This window comes from Bacillus sp. JFL15 (assembly GCF_001184225.1).
Classification (GTDB): Bacteria; Bacillota; Bacilli; order Bacillales; family Bacillaceae; genus Bacillus; species Bacillus siamensis.
Genome location: NZ_KQ236689.1, coordinates 1,209,788 through 1,227,907, shown reverse-complemented (window position 1 = coordinate 1,227,907; position 18,120 = coordinate 1,209,788). Strand labels below are relative to the sequence as shown.

Here is an 18,120-nt window from a genome sequence, read left to right as displayed (position 1 = left end):
TTTTTATTTCATGTCGAATCTATTCATCGGGGAGCTTGTCTCCTTAAGCATCATGGCATTTGCTTTGGGGACGGATGCTTTTTCCGTCGGGCTCGGAATGGGAATGATTCAGCTGAAGAAAAAACAAATCTTTCATATAGGAATTGTCATCGGGCTGTTTCATGTCATCATGCCGCTGGCAGGAATGGCGGCCGGGCATCTGCTGTCCGGTTTTCTGGGGATGCTTGCCGTTTACATCGGCGGGTCTCTTCTTTTCATTTTAGGAGTGCAAATGATCATCGCTTCGTTTAAACAATCGGACGGGCCGCTCATATCTCCGGCAGGCTCGGGACTGTTCTTATTCGCGGTCGGTGTCAGTCTTGACAGTTTTTCTGTCGGGCTCAGCCTCGGGATGAACGGCTCCAACCCGATGCTGGCCGTTGCGCTGTTCGGAATCTTCAGCACCGTTTTAACATGGGCGGGGCTCTTGGCCGGAAGAAAGGTGCAATCATGGCTCGGCTCCTACAGCGAAGCCCTCGGCGGAGCCATTTTGATCGGATTCGGGCTGAAACTGCTTTTACCGATATAGGGCTGAGTAAAAAAGAAACGAAGATGCCGTTTCTTTTTTCTTCATTTATAATAGGCAGTAAGAGGTGACGGATATGAAAATAATCTTTGTTTGTACAGGCAATACGTGCCGCAGTCCCATGGCTGAGGCTCTTTTTAAATCCATTGCAGTAACGAAAGGGCTGGACGTCAGCGCAAGCTCTGCCGGAGTATTCGCGTCCCCGAACGGAAAAGCGTCGGCTCATGCCGTGGAAGCGCTGTTTGAAAAACGGATCGCTCTCAATCACAGTTCATCTCCCTTAACGGAAGAACATATCGAGACGGCCGATCTGGTGCTGACGATGACCGAACAGCATAAACAGCTGATCAAAAGCCGATATCGAAACAGTCATGGTAAAGTATTTACCATTAAAGAATACGTAACGGGAAAAAGCGGCGATATTTCTGACCCGTTCGGCGGTCCGCTTGATGTTTATAAAAGGACGCGGGACGAACTGGAGGAACTGCTGACCCTTTTGGCTGACCAATTGCTTGACGGAAAAAGCAAGTAATCTGTCAGAAAATCTGCAAACAGGTCATTTGCAAAACGAATATGAAAGAGTAGAATAAAATCAACGGATTTCGTAAAAAAGGACAAGCACACTGGGCTGTCTTCGCCCAGCCACACCTAGGAGGTAAATGAATGAAAGTAGCTATTGCGTCAGATCACGGCGGCGTCCATATCCGCGAAGAAATCAAAAGTCTGCTGGATGAATTGCAGATTGAATACATTGATATGGGCTGTGAATGCGGCAGCGGTTCTGTTGATTATTCTGACTACGCTTTTCCGGTAGCGGAAAAAGTGGTGAACGGTGAAGTTGACAGGGGAATTTTAATTTGCGGCACAGGCATCGGCATGAGCATTTCCGCAAACAAGGTAAAAGGAATACGCTGTGCGCTTGCGCATGACACCTTCAGCGCAAAAGCGACGCGGGAACACAATGATACGAATGTTCTTGCGATGGGGGAGCGCGTCATCGGCCCGGGGCTGGCGCGCGAAATCGCAAAAATCTGGCTGACGACTGAATTTACGGGCGGCCGCCACGAACGGCGGATCGGCAAAATCGCAGATTACGAAGAAAAAAATCTGTAAGAGGTGCTGGACAATGGAAGAGATGAAGCGAAAATGGACGGACATGCTGACTGAATTTCAAGAGCAGGCCGGACTTAAGGCCGGCAGTCTGCTGGTCATCGGGTGCAGTACGAGTGAAGCCGCGGGAAGCCGGATCGGCACCGCGGGGAGCGGCGATTGGGCTGAATTGATTTACGGCGGACTTGCCCGGTTCAAGGAAAAAACGGGTGTTCATCTTGCTTTTCAATGCTGCGAGCATTTAAACAGGGCGCTTGTCATTGAGGCGGAAACGGCCGAGCGGTTCAGGCTCCCCATCGTTTCAGCCGTCCCCGTCCCGAAAGCGGGCGGAGCGATGGCTTCATATGCATACCGGCAGATGCAATCTCCCGTGCTCGCTGAATCGATCCAGGCTGACGCCGGAATTGACATCGGTGATACGTTCATCGGCATGCATTTAAAACCCGTTGCCGTCCCTGTCCGGATATCAAGCCGTGAGCTCGGAGAAGCGCATGTGACGATGGCCCGGACAAGGCCGAAGCTGATCGGCGGAATTCGCGCCGTTTATGAATGCGAATGATGAAAATGCTTTTCCTATATAATGTTCGTGTTTTCCAATTAAATATTGTGATTTTTTTAAATAAGCTGTTACATTCACCTGAAAAACCATGTACAATAAGGGTGGTAAAAATAAAGAACAGGAAACGGATAGGAGAGGATTTCGCTGATGAAACATTTACCTGCACAAGATCAACAAGTGTTTAACGCCATTAAAAATGAGCGTAAGCGTCAACAGACTAATATCGAATTAATTGCTTCTGAAAACTTCGTAACGGAAGCGGTAATGGAAGCACAAGGCTCGGTTTTAACAAACAAATATGCTGAAGGCTACCCCGGCAAACGCTACTACGGCGGCTGTGAGCACGTTGATGTCGTCGAGGACATCGCCCGCGACCGCGCGAAAGAGATTTTCGGAGCTGAGCATGTAAACGTTCAGCCGCACTCAGGCGCTCAGGCGAACATGGCTGTTTACTTCACGATTTTAGAGCACGGCGACACGGTGCTCGGGATGAACCTCTCCCACGGCGGCCACTTAACACACGGAAGCCCGGTTAATTTCAGCGGCGTTCAATACAACTTTGTTGAATACGGTGTCGATAAAGACACGCAATATATAGATTATGAAGATGTGCGTGAAAAAGCGCTGGCGCATAAGCCGAAACTGATCGTTGCCGGAGCAAGCGCGTATCCCCGTACGATCGACTTTAAAAAATTCCGCGAAATCGCTGATGAAGTCGGCGCTTACTTCATGGTCGACATGGCGCATATCGCGGGTCTTGTCGCGGCCGGCCTTCATCCGAATCCGGTTCCTTACGCTGACTTTGTAACGACAACGACTCACAAAACACTTCGCGGACCGCGCGGAGGAATGATCCTTTGCCGTGAAGAGTTTGGCAAAAAGATTGATAAATCCATTTTCCCGGGCATCCAAGGCGGACCGCTTATGCATGTCATCGCGGCCAAAGCCGTTTCTTTCGGGGAAGTGCTTGAAGAAGATTTCAAAACATATGCGCAAAACGTCATCTCGAACGCGAAGCGTCTTGCTGAATCTCTGACCAAAGAGGGCATTCAGCTCGTATCAGGCGGAACGGATAACCACCTCGTGCTTGTCGACCTCCGTTCTCTCGGTCTGACCGGAAAAGTCGCTGAACATGTTCTTGATGAAATCGGCATTACATCTAATAAAAACGCGATCCCTTATGATCCGGAAAAACCGTTTGTCACAAGCGGAATCCGTCTCGGCACGGCAGCTGTGACAAGCCGCGGATTTGACGGTGACGCACTTGAAGAAGTCGGCGCCATCATCGGCCTTGCGCTGAAAAATCACGAAGACGAAGCAAAGCTTGAAGAAGCAAGACAGCGTGTATCTGCCTTGACTGAAAAGTTTCCTTTATATAAAGAACTGGACTATTGATAAGGAAGAAATCCGCCGGAAGCCTAATCCGGCGGGTTTTTTTATGATTTTCTTGAAACTGTTTGTCTTTTTCTGTAGAATCAATAGAAGTGTGAAAAAGTCACTCGGACAACAAAAAAGGAGCTGAACACAGTATGGGAAAGGTTTACGTATTTGATCATCCTTTAATCCAGCATAAGCTGACATATATTCGGAATGAAAATACAGGCACAAAGGATTTCAGAGACCTTGTGGACGAAGTTGCATCACTGATGGCGTTTGAAATTACACGTGATCTTCCTCTTAAAGAAGTGGAAGTGAAAACACCTGTTCAAACAGCGACATCCAAAGTGATTTCAGGGAAGAAACTCGGTATCGTGCCGATCCTGAGAGCGGGTCTCGGAATGGTTGACGGCATGCTGAAATTAATCCCTGCGGCCAAAGTGGGACATGTCGGATTATACCGTGATCCGGAAACCTTAAAACCGGTGGAATACTATGTTAAGCTTCCTTCTGATGTGGAAGAACGTGATTTTATTGTCGTGGACCCGATGCTTGCAACGGGAGGCTCTGCGGTTGAAGCAATAAACAGCCTGAAAAAACGCGGGGCGAGAAACATTCGTTTCATGTGTCTCGTAGCGGCTCCTGAAGGCGTGGAAGAGCTGCAGAAACACCATTCAGACGTTGATATTTACATCGCGGCCCTGGATGAAAAGCTGAATGAAAAAGGCTATATCGTTCCGGGTCTCGGTGACGCGGGTGACAGACTGTACGGAACAAAATAAATCGGAAAACCTCATTCAGAGGTTTTCTTTTTTTATCCAAATTTTTGCTGAAAGGGGAGAGTTCATACATTTATAGGTGAATTTGTGAACATTCTGTGTATGCTTCCGGTATAAAAAGTTTTTTAACTTTAAACAGATTGACACATGTTAGGGGCTATTGTATGCTAAACGAGGGTATTATGAGAAGGTTTTCATTCCTTTCATTTCTAGTATCCATCCTCATTTTAAATCCTCCAAAAAAACCCGTTATATGAGGATTTATCTAAGCGAATGAAACAGCATCCCGCATCAGGAGGATGAGTGGTTTTTTCGAACAGGCCGTTTTTTTGCGGGACAAAAAAGGCCTTCTGCAAAGGGTTAACCGCATGTATGCCGTATCCAGGAATTATATTACTTTTTCATCAGGAGACAGATAGTTGATGGACGATCCCAATCTTACATTCAGCAGACAACGGAGATATGTATTTGTGATCTTGGCAATCTATTTGCTGGGATATGGTCTTACGGCGTATAAAACTGTTTTTCTAGGCCTCTTTTTGGGAACTGTTTTCAGTTTGTTTAATCTGTGGCTCTTGACCAGAAGAATGAATGCTTTTGACAAGGCCGTAGCGAAAGGAAAGTCCATACGATCACTCGGGAGCGCAGCGCGTTGGTGCAATGCGATACTTGCGATGGCTATCGCCTTTAAATATCCCGACAAAGTCAGTGTGGCAAGTGTGATTATTGGATTAATGACAATTTATCCCGTCATTATGATAGATTCCATTATTCAGCTCAAACGTTCATCAATGGAAGAGAGGTGAAAACCCATTGAATCACGATTACAGAACTATTGATTTGTATGGTCTTACTTTTAATCTGACAAACATTCTGATGATTACTGTGGCAAGTGTGATTGTGCTGCTGATTGCGATTCTTACTACGAGAACGCTGTCCATCCGTCCGGGAAAAGCCCAGAACTTCATGGAATGGATTGTTGATTTTGTCCGCAATATTATAGGCAGTACAATGGATTTAAAGACAGGGGCTAACTTCTTGGCGCTTGGTGTAACCTTGCTGATGTACATATTTGTATCAAATATGCTGGGGCTGCCGTTTTCTGTAACGGTCGGACACGAGCTTTGGTGGAAATCACCGACGGCCGATCCGGCTATTACTCTGACTCTAGCCGTTATGGTCGTGTCATTAACACACTATTACGGCGTGAAGATGAAAGGTTTGAAGGAATATTCTAAGGATTACCTCAGACCGGTTCCGCTTATGTTCCCGATGAAGATCATCGAGGAGTTTGCGAATACGCTGACACTCGGACTTCGTCTTTACGGTAACATTTTCGCCGGGGAAATTCTTCTTGGCCTTCTTGCAAATCTGGCGACGAATTTCTACTCAAACAGTTTCTTTCTCGGTTTGGTCGGTACAGTCGGAGCCATTATTCCGATGCTTGCATGGCAGGCGTTCAGCTTGTTCATCGGTACCATCCAGGCATTTATCTTTACGATGCTGACGATGGTGTACATGTCACACAAAATCAGTCATGATCATTAAAATCATATATCCAATTCGGATAACATTTTAAAGGAGGAACTTTTTCATGAATTTAATAGCAGCTGCGATTGCAATCGGTTTAGGTGCACTTGGTGCAGGTATTGGTAACGGTTTGATTGTTTCACGTACGGTAGAGGGAATTGCCCGTCAGCCGGAAGCAGGAAAAGAACTTAGAACTCTTATGTTCATGGGTATCGCATTGGTTGAGGCCCTTCCAATTATCGCTGTCGTTATCGCGTTCTTAGCGTTCTTTGGCTAAGCATAAAAGCCTTATATGAACTAAAAATGGCGAAGATCACTCTAAGAGAACCTTCGCCATTGCTTTATGTCTGATAAGCAGGCCGTCTTGAAACGGCTTTTATCAGCAGAGAAAACCTGCAGAAGGGAGTTGCCGTAGTAGATGTCTCAATTACCTCTTGAATTAGGACTGTCGTTTAACGGCGGAGATATCCTATTCCAATTGTTAGCTATGTTAGTTTTATTAGCGCTTCTCAAGAAATTCGCTCTTGGACCGCTATTAAATATAATGAAACAGCGTGAAGATCATATCACCGGCGAAATTACGTCCGCTGAAGAAAGAAATAAAGAAGCGCAGAAGCTGATTGAAGAGCAGCGCGTTCTTTTAAAAGAAGCGAAACAGGAATCACAATCACTTATTGAAAATGCGAAAAAACTGGGTGAAAAGCAGAAGGAAGACATTATCCAGGCTGCGCGCGCCGAGTCTGAAAGATTAAAAGAAGCGGCGAGAACCGAAATTGTCAAAGAAAAAGAACAAGCGGTTTCCGCACTTCGCGAGCAAGTTGCATCACTTTCTGTCTTAATCGCATCGAAAGTGATCGAAAAAGAGCTTGATGAACAAGCCCAGGAAAAACTGATTCAAGACTATCTTAAAGAGGTAGGAGAGAGCCGATGAGTGGATCTGCTGTCTCTAAACGATACGCGTCAGCGCTTTTCGACATTGCCGTTGAGACTTCTCAAATCAATGAAATCGAAGAAGAGCTTACCGTACTAAAAGAAGTTTTCCGAAACGAAGCCGGATTACAGGAAGTGTTAAGCCATCCGAAGGTATCGGCTGCTAAGAAAAAAGAGCTGATTCAGCAATCGTTCGGCGCACTGTCTGAGTCTGTGCTGCATACGATTTTTCTTCTGATTGACCGCCGCCGGTCTTCGATTGTGCCTGATCTCACAGACGAGTTTATCAAACTTGCCAATCAGGCCCGTCAGACGGAGGATGCGGTTGTTTATTCAGTAAAACCGCTGTCAGAAGCGGAAATGTTATCATTATCTCAAGTGTTTGCAAAAAAAGCCGGAATCGCTTCGCTCAGAATCAGAAATGAAGTGCAGACGGATTTAATAGGCGGCATTAAAGTCCGCATTGGAAACCGGATTTATGACGGAAGCGTGAGCGGAAAGCTTGAGCGCATGGAACGTCAACTTGCCGGAGGAAATCGATAGAAGGGGTGAAACCTAAGTGAGCATCAAAGCTGAAGAGATTAGCACGCTGATAAAGCAGCAAATTCAAAATTACCAATCTGAAATTGAAGTTCATGACGTAGGTACAGTCATCCAAGTCGGAGACGGTATTGCGCGTGTGCACGGCCTTGACAATTGTATGGCCGGTGAACTTGTTGAGTTTTCAAACGGCGTTTTGGGTATGGCTCAAAACCTTGAAGAATCCAACGTAGGTATCGTTATCTTAGGACCTTACAGAGATATCCGTGAAGGTGATGAGGTCAAAAGAACGGGCCGCATCATGGAAGTTCCTGTAGGTGAAGAATTAATCGGACGTATCGTCAACCCGCTCGGACAGCCGGTAGACGGAATGGGCCCGATTCTGACAAGCAAAACCCGCCCGATCGAAAGCCAGGCACCAGGCGTAATGGACCGTAAATCGGTACATGAGCCGCTGCAAACGGGTATCAAAGCGATCGACGCGTTAATTCCGATCGGCCGCGGACAGCGTGAGCTGATTATCGGGGACCGTCAGACAGGTAAAACATCTGTTGCGATTGATACAATCTTAAACCAAAAAGACCAAGACATGATCTGTGTGTATGTAGCGATCGGTCAAAAAGAATCTACAGTACGCGGCGTGGTGGAAACACTTCGTAAGCATGGCGCGCTTGATTACACGATTGTCGTGACGGCGTCTGCTTCACAGCCGGCTCCGCTTCTTTACCTTGCACCGTATGCAGGGGTGACAATGGGTGAGGAATTCATGTACAACGGCAAGCACGTTCTCGTCGTATATGATGATTTATCCAAACAAGCGGCCGCTTACCGTGAGCTGTCATTGCTTCTTCGCCGTCCGCCGGGCCGTGAAGCATTCCCTGGGGATGTATTCTATCTTCACTCCCGTCTGCTTGAGCGCGCAGCCAAGCTGAGTGACGCTAAAGGCGCAGGATCAATTACGGCGCTGCCGTTCGTCGAAACACAAGCAGGAGATATCTCCGCTTATATCCCGACAAACGTCATTTCCATTACTGACGGACAGATTTTCCTTCAATCCGACTTATTCTTCTCAGGTGTGCGTCCTGCGATCAATGCCGGATTATCCGTATCCCGTGTCGGCGGATCAGCCCAAATCAAAGCGATGAAGAAGGTAGCGGGAACATTGCGTCTTGACCTTGCTTCATACCGTGAACTTGAAGCATTCGCCCAATTCGGATCTGATCTTGACCAGGCGACTCAGGCGAAACTGAACCGCGGTGCGCGTACAGTTGAAGTGCTGAAACAAGACTTGAATAAGCCGCTTCCGGTTGAAAAACAGGTAGCCATTCTTTATGCGCTGACAAAAGGATATCTTGATGATATTCCGGTTGCGGATATCAGACGTTTTGAAGAAGAGTACTACATGTACCTTGATCAAAACCATAAAGATCTGCTTGACGGCATTGCGAAAACAGGAAACCTTCCTGCTGATGAAGACTTCAAAGCTGCAATCGAAGGCTTCAAACGCACATTTGCACCAAGCAACTAACCCTTAGAAGATGAGAGAAAAAGGTTCTCTTTTTCTCTCTTTTTACGCAAATGAAGAATAAAGGTGGTGAAATCTTTGGCCTCATTACGCGATATTAAGTCAAGGATCACGTCAACGAAAAAAACAAGCCAGATTACAAAAGCCATGCAGATGGTATCCGCTGCGAAGCTGAACCGTGCGGAAACCAACGCGAAGTCATTTGCTCCGTATATGGATAAGATCCAGGAGGTTGTGTTTAACGTCGGAAAAGGCGCGAAAAACGCGAAACACCCGATGCTTGTCTCAAGAGATGTGAAAAAGACGGCGTATCTCGTCATTACGTCTGACCGCGGGCTTGCGGGTGCGTTTAACAGTTCGGTTTTGCGAAACGCTTACCGCACCATTCAAGAACGCCATCAGTCTAAAGATGAATACACGGTGATTGCAATCGGCAGAGTCGGCCGCGATTTCTTCAAAAAACGGGAGATGCCGATTTTGTCTGAGTTAGTGGGGCTTGGCGACGAGGTCACTTTTGCTCAGATTAAAGATTTGACCCGTCAGACGGTTCAAATGTTTATCGACGGCGCTTTTGATGAACTGCATTTGGTGTATAACCATTTCGTCAGTGCGATTTCACAGGAAGTGACGGAGAAAAAAGTGCTGCCTTTAACGGATTTCGGAACGAGCGGCGGGAAGCGCACGGCTTCTTACGAGTTCGAACCGGATGAAGAAGAGGTGCTCGAAGTGCTGCTTCCTCAATATGCGGAAAGCTTAATTTACGGCGCGCTTCTTGACAGTAAAGCAAGTGAACACGCTGCGAGAATGACAGCAATGAAAAATGCGACTGATAATGCGAAAGAACTCATTGATTCACTTTCGCTTTCATATAACCGCGCGCGTCAAGCGGCGATTACACAAGAAATTACCGAAATTGTCGGCGGTGCAGCCGCTTTAGAATAGAAAGATTTTGTCAGGAGGGATAGCGATGAAGAAAGGACGCGTAAGTCAGGTGCTTGGACCGGTTGTCGACGTACGTTTCGAGGACGGCCACTTGCCTGCGATTTATAATGCGATTAAAGTTTCACAGCCAGCTACAGGCGAAAATGAAGTAAGCATCGATCTAACGCTAGAGGTTGCTCTTCATTTAGGCGATGATACAGTCCGTACAATTGCCATGGCATCTACGGACGGAATTCAGCGCGGAATGGAAGCAGTTGATACAGGTGCTCCGATTTCCGTTCCTGTCGGTGATGTGACTCTCGGACGCGTATTTAACGTACTGGGAGATAAAATTGATTTAAATGAACCGCTGCCTGCGGATGCTCAAAAGGACCCGATCCACAGATCAGCTCCTTCATTCGATCAGCTTTCAACTGAGGTTGAAATTCTTGAAACGGGAATTAAGGTCGTTGACCTGCTCGCTCCTTACATCAAGGGCGGTAAAATCGGATTGTTCGGCGGTGCCGGTGTAGGTAAAACCGTATTAATCCAGGAATTAATCAACAACATCGCGCAAGAGCACGGCGGTATTTCCGTATTCGCCGGTGTAGGAGAGCGTACTCGTGAAGGGAACGACCTTTTCTACGAAATGAGCGATTCAGGCGTTATCAAGAAAACAGCCATGGTCTTCGGACAAATGAACGAGCCGCCGGGCGCACGTATGCGTGTAGCACTGACTGGTCTTACAATGGCTGAGCATTTCCGTGATAAACAAGGACAGGACGTACTGTTCTTTATCGATAACATTTTCCGTTTCACACAAGCGGGTTCAGAGGTTTCCGCGCTTCTCGGCCGTATGCCTTCTGCGGTTGGTTATCAGCCGACGCTTGCGACAGAAATGGGTCAGCTTCAAGAGCGTATTACGTCTACAAACGTTGGTTCAGTTACATCTATCCAGGCGATCTACGTGCCTGCCGATGACTATACTGACCCGGCTCCGGCGACGACGTTCGCTCACTTGGACGCAACGACTAACCTTGAGCGTAAATTAACTGAAATGGGTATCTACCCTGCGGTTGATCCGCTGGCTTCCACTTCCCGCGCGCTTGCTCCGGAAATTGTCGGAGAAGAGCATTATGCGGTGGCGCGTGAAGTTCAGTCAACGCTTCAGCGTTACAAAGAACTGCAGGATATTATCGCAATTCTCGGTATGGATGAATTGGGTGAAGAAGACAAGCTTGTCGTTCACCGCGCACGCCGTATCCAGTTCTTCCTTTCTCAAAACTTCCACGTAGCTGAGCAGTTTACGGGACAAAAGGGTTCTTACGTGCCTGTTAAAGAAACAGTTAAAGGCTTTAAAGAAATCCTTTCCGGTAAATATGACCATCTTCCGGAAGATGCATTCCGTCTTGTGGGACGCATTGAAGAAGTCATTGAGAATGCAAAAGAGATGGGTGTAGAAGTTTAATCTGGTCCTAGGAGGGTAAAAGCATGAAGACCGTTAAAGTCAATATCGTTACTCCCGACGGCCCAGTATATGATGCTGATATTGAAATGGTAAGCGTAAGAGCCGAGAGCGGTGATCTCGGTATCTTGCCGGGCCATATTCCGACCGTGGCTCCGCTTAAAATCGGCGCTGTCCGCCTTAAAAAAGACGGACAGACTGACTTGGCGGCTGTCAGCGGCGGATTTTTAGAAGTCCGCCCTGATCAGGTCACTATCCTTGCACAAGCCGCTGAAACTGCGGACAGCATTGATAAAGAGCGCGCCCTTGCTGCGAAAAAGCGGGCGGAAGACCGTTTGAACAAACGATCAGATGATACTGACATTCGTCGGGCTGAGCTTGCGTTACAGCGGGCTGTAAACAGATTGGATGTTGCAGGAAACTAAAAAAGAATCCTTCTCGGCTGTCTGAGAAGGATTCTTTTTCTATATTAACGCATAAGAGATTCATAGACGCCGATAAGCGGATGATCCTCTTCTTTTTGCAGATATAAATGTTCACAGCAGTTGTCGGTGTGCCACGTTTTGTTTCCTCTTCGCACGCCCGTCGTATAGGCGCCGTCCGTATACGGATAAGGTTTAACGATCCATTCGGCATCGTCATGGTGTCTGATGGCGCAATCAATGACATACACACTGAGCATTTTCTCAAATTCGTCAATCGGCAGATTCCAGTCCGCCAATAGCAGTTCTTTTATGCTGCGGAAGTAGAGAGCTTCTAATTTCTTCAGGCTTCCGTGTGAATAATCAAGAGAAATGTTGAAAAACTGACATAATTCTTTCAGTTCCTCTGTTTGAGACTGTCTATAATCATAGTAGAATGCTATCGCTTCCCACTCGTGGTCAAATACGGGCAGTGATTCTCCATACTGCTTTTCCGGATGAAAAAAGGAATGATTCATATTCCCATCTCCTTTCCAAAAAAGTATACCATGCGGGAGAACGGACATTTAAGCGGGGATTGCCCCTAATTTTGGATAAAAATTCTGCTGTGAAAATGATCATCTTTCTCTTTTCTTCTTATATAATAAGAGAGGATATGAGGGGCGGAAAAAATGAAAGGAGATGGAATGTGTGAATGTATTGGGGCAGCAGGCCGCAATCAGCATTCTGGTTCATCTGGTATGCATTGCGGTGACATGGTGGGCGCTACAGGCCGTCAACTTTGATCCGCTGATCCGAAAAGGAAAAATAGTGCAGGCAAGGCTGCTGATTATTCTTCTTACCATTGCGATCGGAACGGCAGTCGCTGACTTCTTTTTAGATTATCTTACCTATTCGAAGCAGCTTCCATACTTGTTTTAAGGTGTTTCGTCAGTTGAAATGAAGGGAATCGCTGGGGGAGAAACCAATTTTTCTTCACCCGTTTGGCGAGTTTTGACGAAGTTTTCCATGTATCGCTTTCCCCGGCTCCGGCAAAAATGGGAGTAAGGGGGAGAGATCGATATGAAGAAAAAAAGAGCAGGCCGTATCATCTTGTTTTTTGTTTTTTTAAGCGCCTTAATTGCGGTATTTCATTCCATTCATGCAAGTGAGCTGTCTCCGCTTGCCCAGATCGCTGAAGGAATGGAGCGGCAGCATGTCACTGTAGATGAGTGGACGCTTCATGCGAAAGAAAATCTGAACCTGTCACTGAGTGAATTTGATGACAAGGTGAAAGAACTGAAGACGCAGAATCCGCAATATCAGTGGGAAATCGCTCAAGAAGATAAGATTGTAAAGGCTGTCGGCACGTATTCTGACAAAAAAAATCATACAACTTTTAAACTGCAGCTCGTCACTACCCTCAAAAACCAGAACCCAACTTCGTATTTATTATATGAGCAAATGAGCCCGGAGCAACCGGAAAACTGGAATAATACATATGAACAGTTTGAACGGCAGGCACAAGACATATTTCAAAATAAAGTATTTATTTTTACTTGTCTAAAGGGTCATTTAAATGATAATATGAGTATTGTTTTGCAAAAAAAAGCAGAACAGCTCATGAAAGAATTTGAAGCAAGTCCAGTTGAACATGTAGTTGAGCCTCATTTCGTTTCTGTTTCTGCATTTACATATAAGTGGACAGAGTACATCATGACATCTAAACATAAGATGAATGTGCAAATTGCGCTTAGAAGTGCGGGAATGGGCGAAAAACATACCGTTACGGTTGGCACACCAATCGTGACAACTGAATATTAATATAGAGAATATAGGGACGCGGAGGGGAATACCTTGGAAAAAATCATCGTCCGCGGCGGTCAGAAGTTAAACGGCACAGTGAAAGTTGAAGGAGCAAAAAATGCCGTTTTACCTGTTATCGCTGCATCTTTATTAGCAAGTGAAGAAAAAAGCGTAATATGTGATGTACCTACGCTCTCCGATGTATATACAATTAATGAAGTGTTGCGTCATTTAGGAGCAGATGTGCATTTTGAGAATAATGAAGTTACGGTAAACGCTTCTTACGCTTTAGAAACAGAAGCACCTTTTGAATATGTGCGTAAAATGCGCGCGTCAGTGCTTGTAATGGGCCCTCTATTAGCCCGTACGGGTCATTCAAGAGTAGCGCTTCCGGGCGGCTGCGCTATCGGCTCAAGACCGATTGACCAGCATTTAAAAGGCTTTGAAGCAATGGGTGCAAAAATCAAAGTAGGCAACGGCTTTATTGAAGCGGAAGTGGAAGGCCGTCTGCAGGGCGCAAAAATCTATTTAGATTTCCCAAGTGTGGGTGCGACAGAAAACTTGATTATGGCAGCTGCATTAGCTGAAGGAACAACAACGCTTGAAAACGTGGCAAAAGAGCCTGAAATCGTTGACTTAGCGAACTATATCAATGCAATGGGCGGAAAAATCCGCGGAGCCGGCACAGGCACCATTAAAATTGAAGGTGTCGAGAAGCTTCGCGGCGTAAGACATAATATCATTCCTGACCGTATTGAAGCGGGTACTTTTATGGTGGCTGCGGCTATCACGGAAGGAAATGTATTAGTAAAAGGTGCGGTTCCTGAGCATCTTACGTCTTTAATTGCGAAGATGGAAGAAATGGGAGTCAAAATTACGGATGAAGGAGAAGGCCTTCGTGTCATCGGCCCTGCCCAGCTGAAGCCGATCGACATCAAAACGATGCCTCACCCCGGATTCCCGACTGACATGCAGTCGCAAATGATGGCGCTGCTTCTCCGTGCGAGCGGAACAAGCATGATTACTGAAACTGTGTTTGAAAACCGTTTTATGCATGCTGAAGAATTCCGCCGGATGAATGGCGACATTAAAATTGAAGGACGTTCTGTGATCATTAACGGTCCTGTACAGCTGCAAGGCGCAGAAGTTGCCGCTACGGACCTGCGTGCGGGCGCGGCGCTGATTCTTGCGGGATTAGTGGCTGAAGGTCATACACGCGTTACGGAACTGAAGCACTTGGATCGCGGTTATGTGGATTTCCATAAAAAACTTGCGGCTCTCGGCGCTGACATCGAGCGTGTCGTTGATGAAACGGCCGCTGAACAAGAAAGCAAAGAAGCCGTTACTGACTTAAACGCATAAAGGTTATAAAAACAGTATGTCAATCTGGCATACTGTTTTTTTATAGGGTTTATCATCATTATTATGCTCTGATTTTCAAAAAAGAATACGTTTTTGACGTGAAAAATCGAATAAAGATTCTGTCCAAAAGGAAGTCATATTAGCTTGTCCCTGCCCATAAGATGAAGTAGAGTCGAATCCCAAGCAGGAGGCAGCTGATATATGAAACCCATTGTATTTCTACTATCCGGGCTATGTGTACTTATTCTTCTTGTTCCCACCATTCTCGTTCTTCCGTTTCAGGCAGAAAAAGGAGCAGCCGTGAACAAAGAGCCCGGACACAAAACAGCACACACCATACGAGAGACAAAAGGAGCAGAAACATTGAAAGAATCACCTGTATCCATTCCGGTTTATCGGACATCCAAACATTCTGTAGAGAACATTCCGCTTGAAGAGTACGTGACCGGAGTCGTAGCTTCCGAAATGCCCGCAGACTTTAAACCGGAAGCCTTAAAAGCCCAGGCGCTCGCTGCCCGGACATTTATTGTCAGACTGATGGTCGCTGACTCAGCCGTTCAGGCGCCTAAAGGATCGCTGGTGGATGACACACAGATGTTCCAAGTCTATCAAAGCAAGAGCCAGCTGAAAAAAGAATGGGGTTCTGAGTATGCTCAAAAGCTTAAGAAAATCACAAATGCGGTGGCCGGCACCCAAGGAAAGATTTTAACGTATGACAACAAACCGATTGAGGCATCTTTTTTCTCTACAAGCAACGGCTATACGGAAAATGCGGAAGCCTATTGGACAAGCGCCATTCCTTATTTAAAGAGTGTGAAAAGCCCTTGGGATAAGAAATCGCCTAAATATCTCGCCACCCAGACCTTCAGTGTGTCTGAGTTTCAGCAGAAGCTCGGCGTGCAGCTTTCAGGACAAAGCACGGTGGGGCAGATTACGGCCAGAACACCGGGGCATCAAGTGGCGACGGCCGTCATAAACGGCAAGAAGCTGAAGGGCAGAGACATCCGGGAAAAACTCGGACTCCGCTCTGCCGACTTTGAATGGAAACGAAACGGGAGCAGCATCACCATTACGACAAAGGGGTTCGGCCATGGCGTGGGTATGAGCCAGTACGGAGCCAATTACATGGCGGAGCAGGGAAAATCCGTGGCGGACATCGTCAAGCATTACTATCAGGGAGTGAACATTTCCGAGGCCGCTTCATTTTTAAACAAATATATGGCGAAAAAGTAGACGCTGTCATCAGCGTCTTTTTTTCGGAAAACTATTCCATAAACGGTAAAACAACCAACGGACTCATATAACGAAAGGCTAAAGGCTGACAATTGCGGACAGATGGCTGCGCATCGGGTGAAAATCACTGATAAAAATGCCGCTTCTATGTGAATGTACGCAAAAATAATGAGGAAGCCCGTCCTATTTATTTCCCTTTTCATCTCATTTACGATAAATATTGTTCGGCGTTGAACGTAAATCTATTGAAAAGGGGAAAAAGCAATGAAAAAAACATTTTCACTCATACTTATGTTCGGATTGATGCTGACTGCTGCATCTCCTGCTTTTGCTGCTGAGAAAGCAGACGAGAACACACTTTTATTCAGAAACAATACCGCCATTTTACTTGATGCGAGCGGCAGTATGGCGAAACGGATAGACGGCGTATCTAAATACAATATGGCAAAAGATGAAATCATCCGTTTTGCGGATCGAATTAAGTCTACATCACAAGTCAGAATGACGGTTTTCGGTTCGGAAGGCAATAATAAAAATTCCGGAAAAGTTCAATCATGTGAAGCCATTCGCGGTGTGTACGGGTTCCAAAAGTTTGACAGACAAAGCTTCCTCAACTCTTTGAACGGAATCGGGCCTACAGGCTGGACACCGATTGCCAAAGCATTAGAAGATGCGAAGGCTTCTTTTAACGGTGTTCATAAATTCGGCTTTAAATCCGTTTACCTGTTGACGGACGGTGAAGAGACATGCGGAGGAGATCCTATTAAGACGGCGAAAGAACTTCGCAAACATCATATTAAAGTCAACGTGATCGGTTTTGACTTTAAGGAAGGCTTCAACGGCCAGCTGCACGCGATTGCCGGAGCGGGCGGAGGAAAATATTACGAAGCTCACAGCCAAAAGGATATGAACCGTATCTTTACAATGGAAGCGAGATCATTAGCGGAATAAGAAAAAGGTGCCGTTTATCGGCCCTTTTTTTATGTTTGATTTAACAAAATTTTCATGAAGAGATGAAGAGAAAACTGTAAAAAGAATCAGATCCCGGACTTATATTACAAAAAGGGCGAAAAAGGCATTAAAACTGTCATCATTTAGCCAATCTTTTTAGGATGATGCGCATAATTCTGTTCATTTTTGGTCATATATCGCCGTTCCACAAAAGGCATCACGCCCTATATCTTTTTCCAAATAGCTAAACTAGCATAGAGAAGAGCCGGGGCCCATCGGCAAAAACAAATGGAGAGGAATGAAGGAAATGAAAAAAATGTTTACTGCGGGGATTGTCGGACTTTTGACGCTCTCACTCGGATCACCTGTTTTTGCGGCTGAGAAAAAGCAAGAGGAAACCAACGTCGCTGTGCTGTTCGATGCAAGCGGAAGCATGATACAAAAAACGGGGGGAGAACGTAAAATAGATGTTGCGAAAGATTCTGTCACCTCTTTTGCGAAAGTTCTTCCTGAAGACACGAATCTGATGCTTCGGGTATTCGGCCATAAGGGCAATAATAAAAACTCCGGCAAAGCCGTATCATGTAATGCGACAGAAACGTTATACGGACTTCAGCCGTACGCCGTGACTCCGTTTGAGCAATCACTCAGCAAAATTAAACCGACAGGCTGGACACCGATAGCAAAAGCGCTTTCTGATACGCGCGAAGAATTTGAGCGGGCCGGCGCTAAAGGGAAAAACGTCGTATACCTGATTACAGACGGTGAAGAAACATGCGGCGGTAATCCTCAGGCTGAAATTCAAAAGCTCCGTAAAGCGAACGTCAACACAATCGTCAATATCATCGGCTTCAACTTCGGCATGAAAGGAAGCGAAAGCCTTGAAAAAGCGGCGGAAGCAGGAGGCGGGACGTATGTCTCAGCTGACAGCGCGGACGAGTTCAAACAGGCTTGGGAAGACGCTGCAAAGGATTTAGCAAAAGAATAGGCTGAAAAAGGACGCCCGCGCGGCGTCTTTTTTGTTTAGAAAACGGAACCGCGGGAATGATACGACTAAAAGGAGATG

At 46.3% G+C, this 18,120-nt stretch carries 22 protein-coding genes; 21 read left to right on the top strand and 1 reads right to left on the bottom strand.

The annotated features are described in order from the left end of the window. Positions 1-10: 10 nt before the first annotated feature. The 15 genes from AD710_RS06210 to AD710_RS06140 all read left to right on the top strand — a co-directional run bounded on the left by AD710_RS06210 (position 11) and on the right by AD710_RS06140 (position 11,726). The gene (locus AD710_RS06210; RefSeq protein ID WP_016937635.1) at positions 11-568 is read left to right on the top strand and encodes a manganese efflux pump MntP; all 558 of its coding nucleotides are present in this window, start codon (positions 11-13) and stop codon (positions 566-568) included. Between the two features lie 73 nt (positions 569-641). Further along, positions 642-1,097, top strand: a complete 456-nt coding sequence (locus AD710_RS06205; protein WP_049627572.1) for a low molecular weight protein arginine phosphatase — start codon at positions 642-644, stop codon at positions 1,095-1,097. Positions 1,098-1,228: 131 nt separating this feature from the next. Next, on the top strand, positions 1,229-1,678 hold the full coding sequence (rpiB, locus tag AD710_RS06200; protein ID WP_016937637.1) for a ribose 5-phosphate isomerase B: 450 nt from the start codon (positions 1,229-1,231) through the stop codon (positions 1,676-1,678). 13 nt (positions 1,679-1,691) lie between these two features. Then, the gene (locus tag AD710_RS06195) at positions 1,692-2,234 is read left to right on the top strand and encodes a TIGR01440 family protein (RefSeq protein ID WP_047475862.1); all 543 of its coding nucleotides are present in this window, start codon (positions 1,692-1,694) and stop codon (positions 2,232-2,234) included. Positions 2,235-2,381: 147 nt separating this feature from the next. Beyond that, positions 2,382-3,629: a serine hydroxymethyltransferase gene (gene glyA / locus AD710_RS06190; protein WP_049627571.1), complete on the top strand. Its 1,248-nt coding sequence runs from the start codon at positions 2,382-2,384 to the stop codon at positions 3,627-3,629. Positions 3,630-3,763: 134 nt separating this feature from the next. Then, positions 3,764-4,393: a uracil phosphoribosyltransferase gene (gene upp / locus AD710_RS06185; protein WP_016937640.1), complete on the top strand. Its 630-nt coding sequence runs from the start codon at positions 3,764-3,766 to the stop codon at positions 4,391-4,393. Positions 4,394-4,812: 419 nt separating this feature from the next. After that, positions 4,813-5,196, top strand: coding sequence for an ATP synthase subunit I (gene atpI, locus AD710_RS06180; protein ID WP_013353910.1), 384 nt, complete (start codon positions 4,813-4,815; stop codon positions 5,194-5,196). A gap of 7 nt (positions 5,197-5,203) precedes the next feature. After that, a complete protein-coding gene (atpB, locus tag AD710_RS06175; RefSeq protein ID WP_016937643.1) occupies positions 5,204-5,938 on the top strand; it encodes a F0F1 ATP synthase subunit A in 735 nt (244 codons plus the stop codon). 46 nt (positions 5,939-5,984) lie between these two features. Next, complete coding sequence (atpE, locus tag AD710_RS06170) at positions 5,985-6,197, top strand: F0F1 ATP synthase subunit C (RefSeq protein ID WP_003151167.1); 213 nt, start codon at positions 5,985-5,987, stop codon at positions 6,195-6,197. 141 nt (positions 6,198-6,338) lie between these two features. Beyond that, positions 6,339-6,851: a F0F1 ATP synthase subunit B gene (gene atpF / locus AD710_RS06165; RefSeq protein ID WP_016937644.1), complete on the top strand. Its 513-nt coding sequence runs from the start codon at positions 6,339-6,341 to the stop codon at positions 6,849-6,851. Further along, the gene (locus AD710_RS06160) at positions 6,848-7,393 is read left to right on the top strand and encodes a F0F1 ATP synthase subunit delta (protein WP_003151169.1); all 546 of its coding nucleotides are present in this window, start codon (positions 6,848-6,850) and stop codon (positions 7,391-7,393) included. Before atpF ends, AD710_RS06160 begins: the two co-directional genes overlap by 4 nt. 16 nt (positions 7,394-7,409) lie before the next feature. After that, positions 7,410-8,918: a F0F1 ATP synthase subunit alpha gene (gene atpA / locus AD710_RS06155; RefSeq protein WP_016937645.1), complete on the top strand. Its 1,509-nt coding sequence runs from the start codon at positions 7,410-7,412 to the stop codon at positions 8,916-8,918. 75 nt (positions 8,919-8,993) lie between these two features. Continuing rightward, entirely contained in the window at positions 8,994-9,857 is an 864-nt protein-coding gene (atpG, locus tag AD710_RS06150; protein WP_049627570.1) for an ATP synthase F1 subunit gamma, read from the top strand. A gap of 25 nt (positions 9,858-9,882) precedes the next feature. Further along, the gene (gene atpD / locus AD710_RS06145; RefSeq protein WP_045927226.1) at positions 9,883-11,304 is read left to right on the top strand and encodes a F0F1 ATP synthase subunit beta; all 1,422 of its coding nucleotides are present in this window, start codon (positions 9,883-9,885) and stop codon (positions 11,302-11,304) included. A gap of 23 nt (positions 11,305-11,327) precedes the next feature. Then, complete coding sequence (locus AD710_RS06140; protein WP_013353907.1) at positions 11,328-11,726, top strand: F0F1 ATP synthase subunit epsilon; 399 nt, start codon at positions 11,328-11,330, stop codon at positions 11,724-11,726. 44 nt (positions 11,727-11,770) lie between these two features. On the opposite strand, the gene AD710_RS06135 is transcribed toward AD710_RS06140, so the two are convergent. Beyond that, positions 11,771-12,241, bottom strand: a complete 471-nt coding sequence (locus AD710_RS06135) for a hypothetical protein (protein WP_045927227.1) — start codon at positions 12,239-12,241, stop codon at positions 11,771-11,773. Between the two features lie 172 nt (positions 12,242-12,413). Between AD710_RS06135 and AD710_RS06130 the strand changes: the two genes are divergently transcribed. From AD710_RS06130 to AD710_RS06105, 6 genes are all read left to right on the top strand, one after another. Then, the gene (locus tag AD710_RS06130; RefSeq protein ID WP_007614366.1) at positions 12,414-12,644 is read left to right on the top strand and encodes a DUF1146 family protein; all 231 of its coding nucleotides are present in this window, start codon (positions 12,414-12,416) and stop codon (positions 12,642-12,644) included. 141 nt (positions 12,645-12,785) lie between these two features. Continuing rightward, positions 12,786-13,526, top strand: coding sequence for a YwmB family TATA-box binding protein (locus AD710_RS06125; protein ID WP_049627569.1), 741 nt, complete (start codon positions 12,786-12,788; stop codon positions 13,524-13,526). Between the two features lie 33 nt (positions 13,527-13,559). Continuing rightward, complete coding sequence (murA, locus tag AD710_RS06120; RefSeq protein WP_016937650.1) at positions 13,560-14,870, top strand: UDP-N-acetylglucosamine 1-carboxyvinyltransferase; 1,311 nt, start codon at positions 13,560-13,562, stop codon at positions 14,868-14,870. A 201-nt stretch (positions 14,871-15,071) separates the two neighbouring features. After that, complete coding sequence (spoIID, locus tag AD710_RS06115; protein ID WP_049627568.1) at positions 15,072-16,103, top strand: stage II sporulation protein D; 1,032 nt, start codon at positions 15,072-15,074, stop codon at positions 16,101-16,103. A gap of 264 nt (positions 16,104-16,367) precedes the next feature. Further along, positions 16,368-17,054: a vWA domain-containing protein gene (locus AD710_RS06110; protein ID WP_049627567.1), complete on the top strand. Its 687-nt coding sequence runs from the start codon at positions 16,368-16,370 to the stop codon at positions 17,052-17,054. A 307-nt stretch (positions 17,055-17,361) separates the two neighbouring features. After that, on the top strand, positions 17,362-18,042 hold the full coding sequence (locus AD710_RS06105) for a VWA domain-containing protein (protein WP_049627566.1): 681 nt from the start codon (positions 17,362-17,364) through the stop codon (positions 18,040-18,042). Positions 18,043-18,120 lie beyond the last annotated feature (78 nt).

What these genes read in the sequence shown, in the direction of transcription:
- rpiB (WP_016937637.1), top strand. Translation starts at nt 1,229, where the DNA reads ATGAAAGTAGCTATTGCGTCAGATCACGGCGGCGTCCATATCCGCGAA.
- spoIID (WP_049627568.1), top strand. Translation starts at nt 15,072, where the DNA reads ATGAAACCCATTGTATTTCTACTATCCGGGCTATGTGTACTTATTCTT.
- AD710_RS06105 (WP_049627566.1), top strand. Translation starts at nt 17,362, where the DNA reads ATGAAAAAAATGTTTACTGCGGGGATTGTCGGACTTTTGACGCTCTCA.
- atpD (WP_045927226.1), top strand. Translation starts at nt 9,883, where the DNA reads ATGAAGAAAGGACGCGTAAGTCAGGTGCTTGGACCGGTTGTCGACGTA.
- AD710_RS06135 (WP_045927227.1), bottom strand. Translation starts at nt 12,241, where the DNA reads ATGAATCATTCCTTTTTTCATCCGGAAAAGCAGTATGGAGAATCACTG.
- upp (WP_016937640.1), top strand. Translation starts at nt 3,764, where the DNA reads ATGGGAAAGGTTTACGTATTTGATCATCCTTTAATCCAGCATAAGCTG.
- AD710_RS06160 (WP_003151169.1), top strand. Translation starts at nt 6,848, where the DNA reads ATGAGTGGATCTGCTGTCTCTAAACGATACGCGTCAGCGCTTTTCGAC.
- AD710_RS06210 (WP_016937635.1), top strand. Translation starts at nt 11, where the DNA reads ATGTCGAATCTATTCATCGGGGAGCTTGTCTCCTTAAGCATCATGGCA.
- AD710_RS06195 (WP_047475862.1), top strand. Translation starts at nt 1,692, where the DNA reads ATGGAAGAGATGAAGCGAAAATGGACGGACATGCTGACTGAATTTCAA.
- atpF (WP_016937644.1), top strand. Translation starts at nt 6,339, where the DNA reads ATGTCTCAATTACCTCTTGAATTAGGACTGTCGTTTAACGGCGGAGAT.
- AD710_RS06110 (WP_049627567.1), top strand. Translation starts at nt 16,368, where the DNA reads ATGAAAAAAACATTTTCACTCATACTTATGTTCGGATTGATGCTGACT.
- AD710_RS06125 (WP_049627569.1), top strand. Translation starts at nt 12,786, where the DNA reads ATGAAGAAAAAAAGAGCAGGCCGTATCATCTTGTTTTTTGTTTTTTTA.
- glyA (WP_049627571.1), top strand. Translation starts at nt 2,382, where the DNA reads ATGAAACATTTACCTGCACAAGATCAACAAGTGTTTAACGCCATTAAA.
- atpI (WP_013353910.1), top strand. Translation starts at nt 4,813, where the DNA reads ATGGACGATCCCAATCTTACATTCAGCAGACAACGGAGATATGTATTT.
- atpE (WP_003151167.1), top strand. Translation starts at nt 5,985, where the DNA reads ATGAATTTAATAGCAGCTGCGATTGCAATCGGTTTAGGTGCACTTGGT.
- AD710_RS06140 (WP_013353907.1), top strand. Translation starts at nt 11,328, where the DNA reads ATGAAGACCGTTAAAGTCAATATCGTTACTCCCGACGGCCCAGTATAT.
- AD710_RS06205 (WP_049627572.1), top strand. Translation starts at nt 642, where the DNA reads ATGAAAATAATCTTTGTTTGTACAGGCAATACGTGCCGCAGTCCCATG.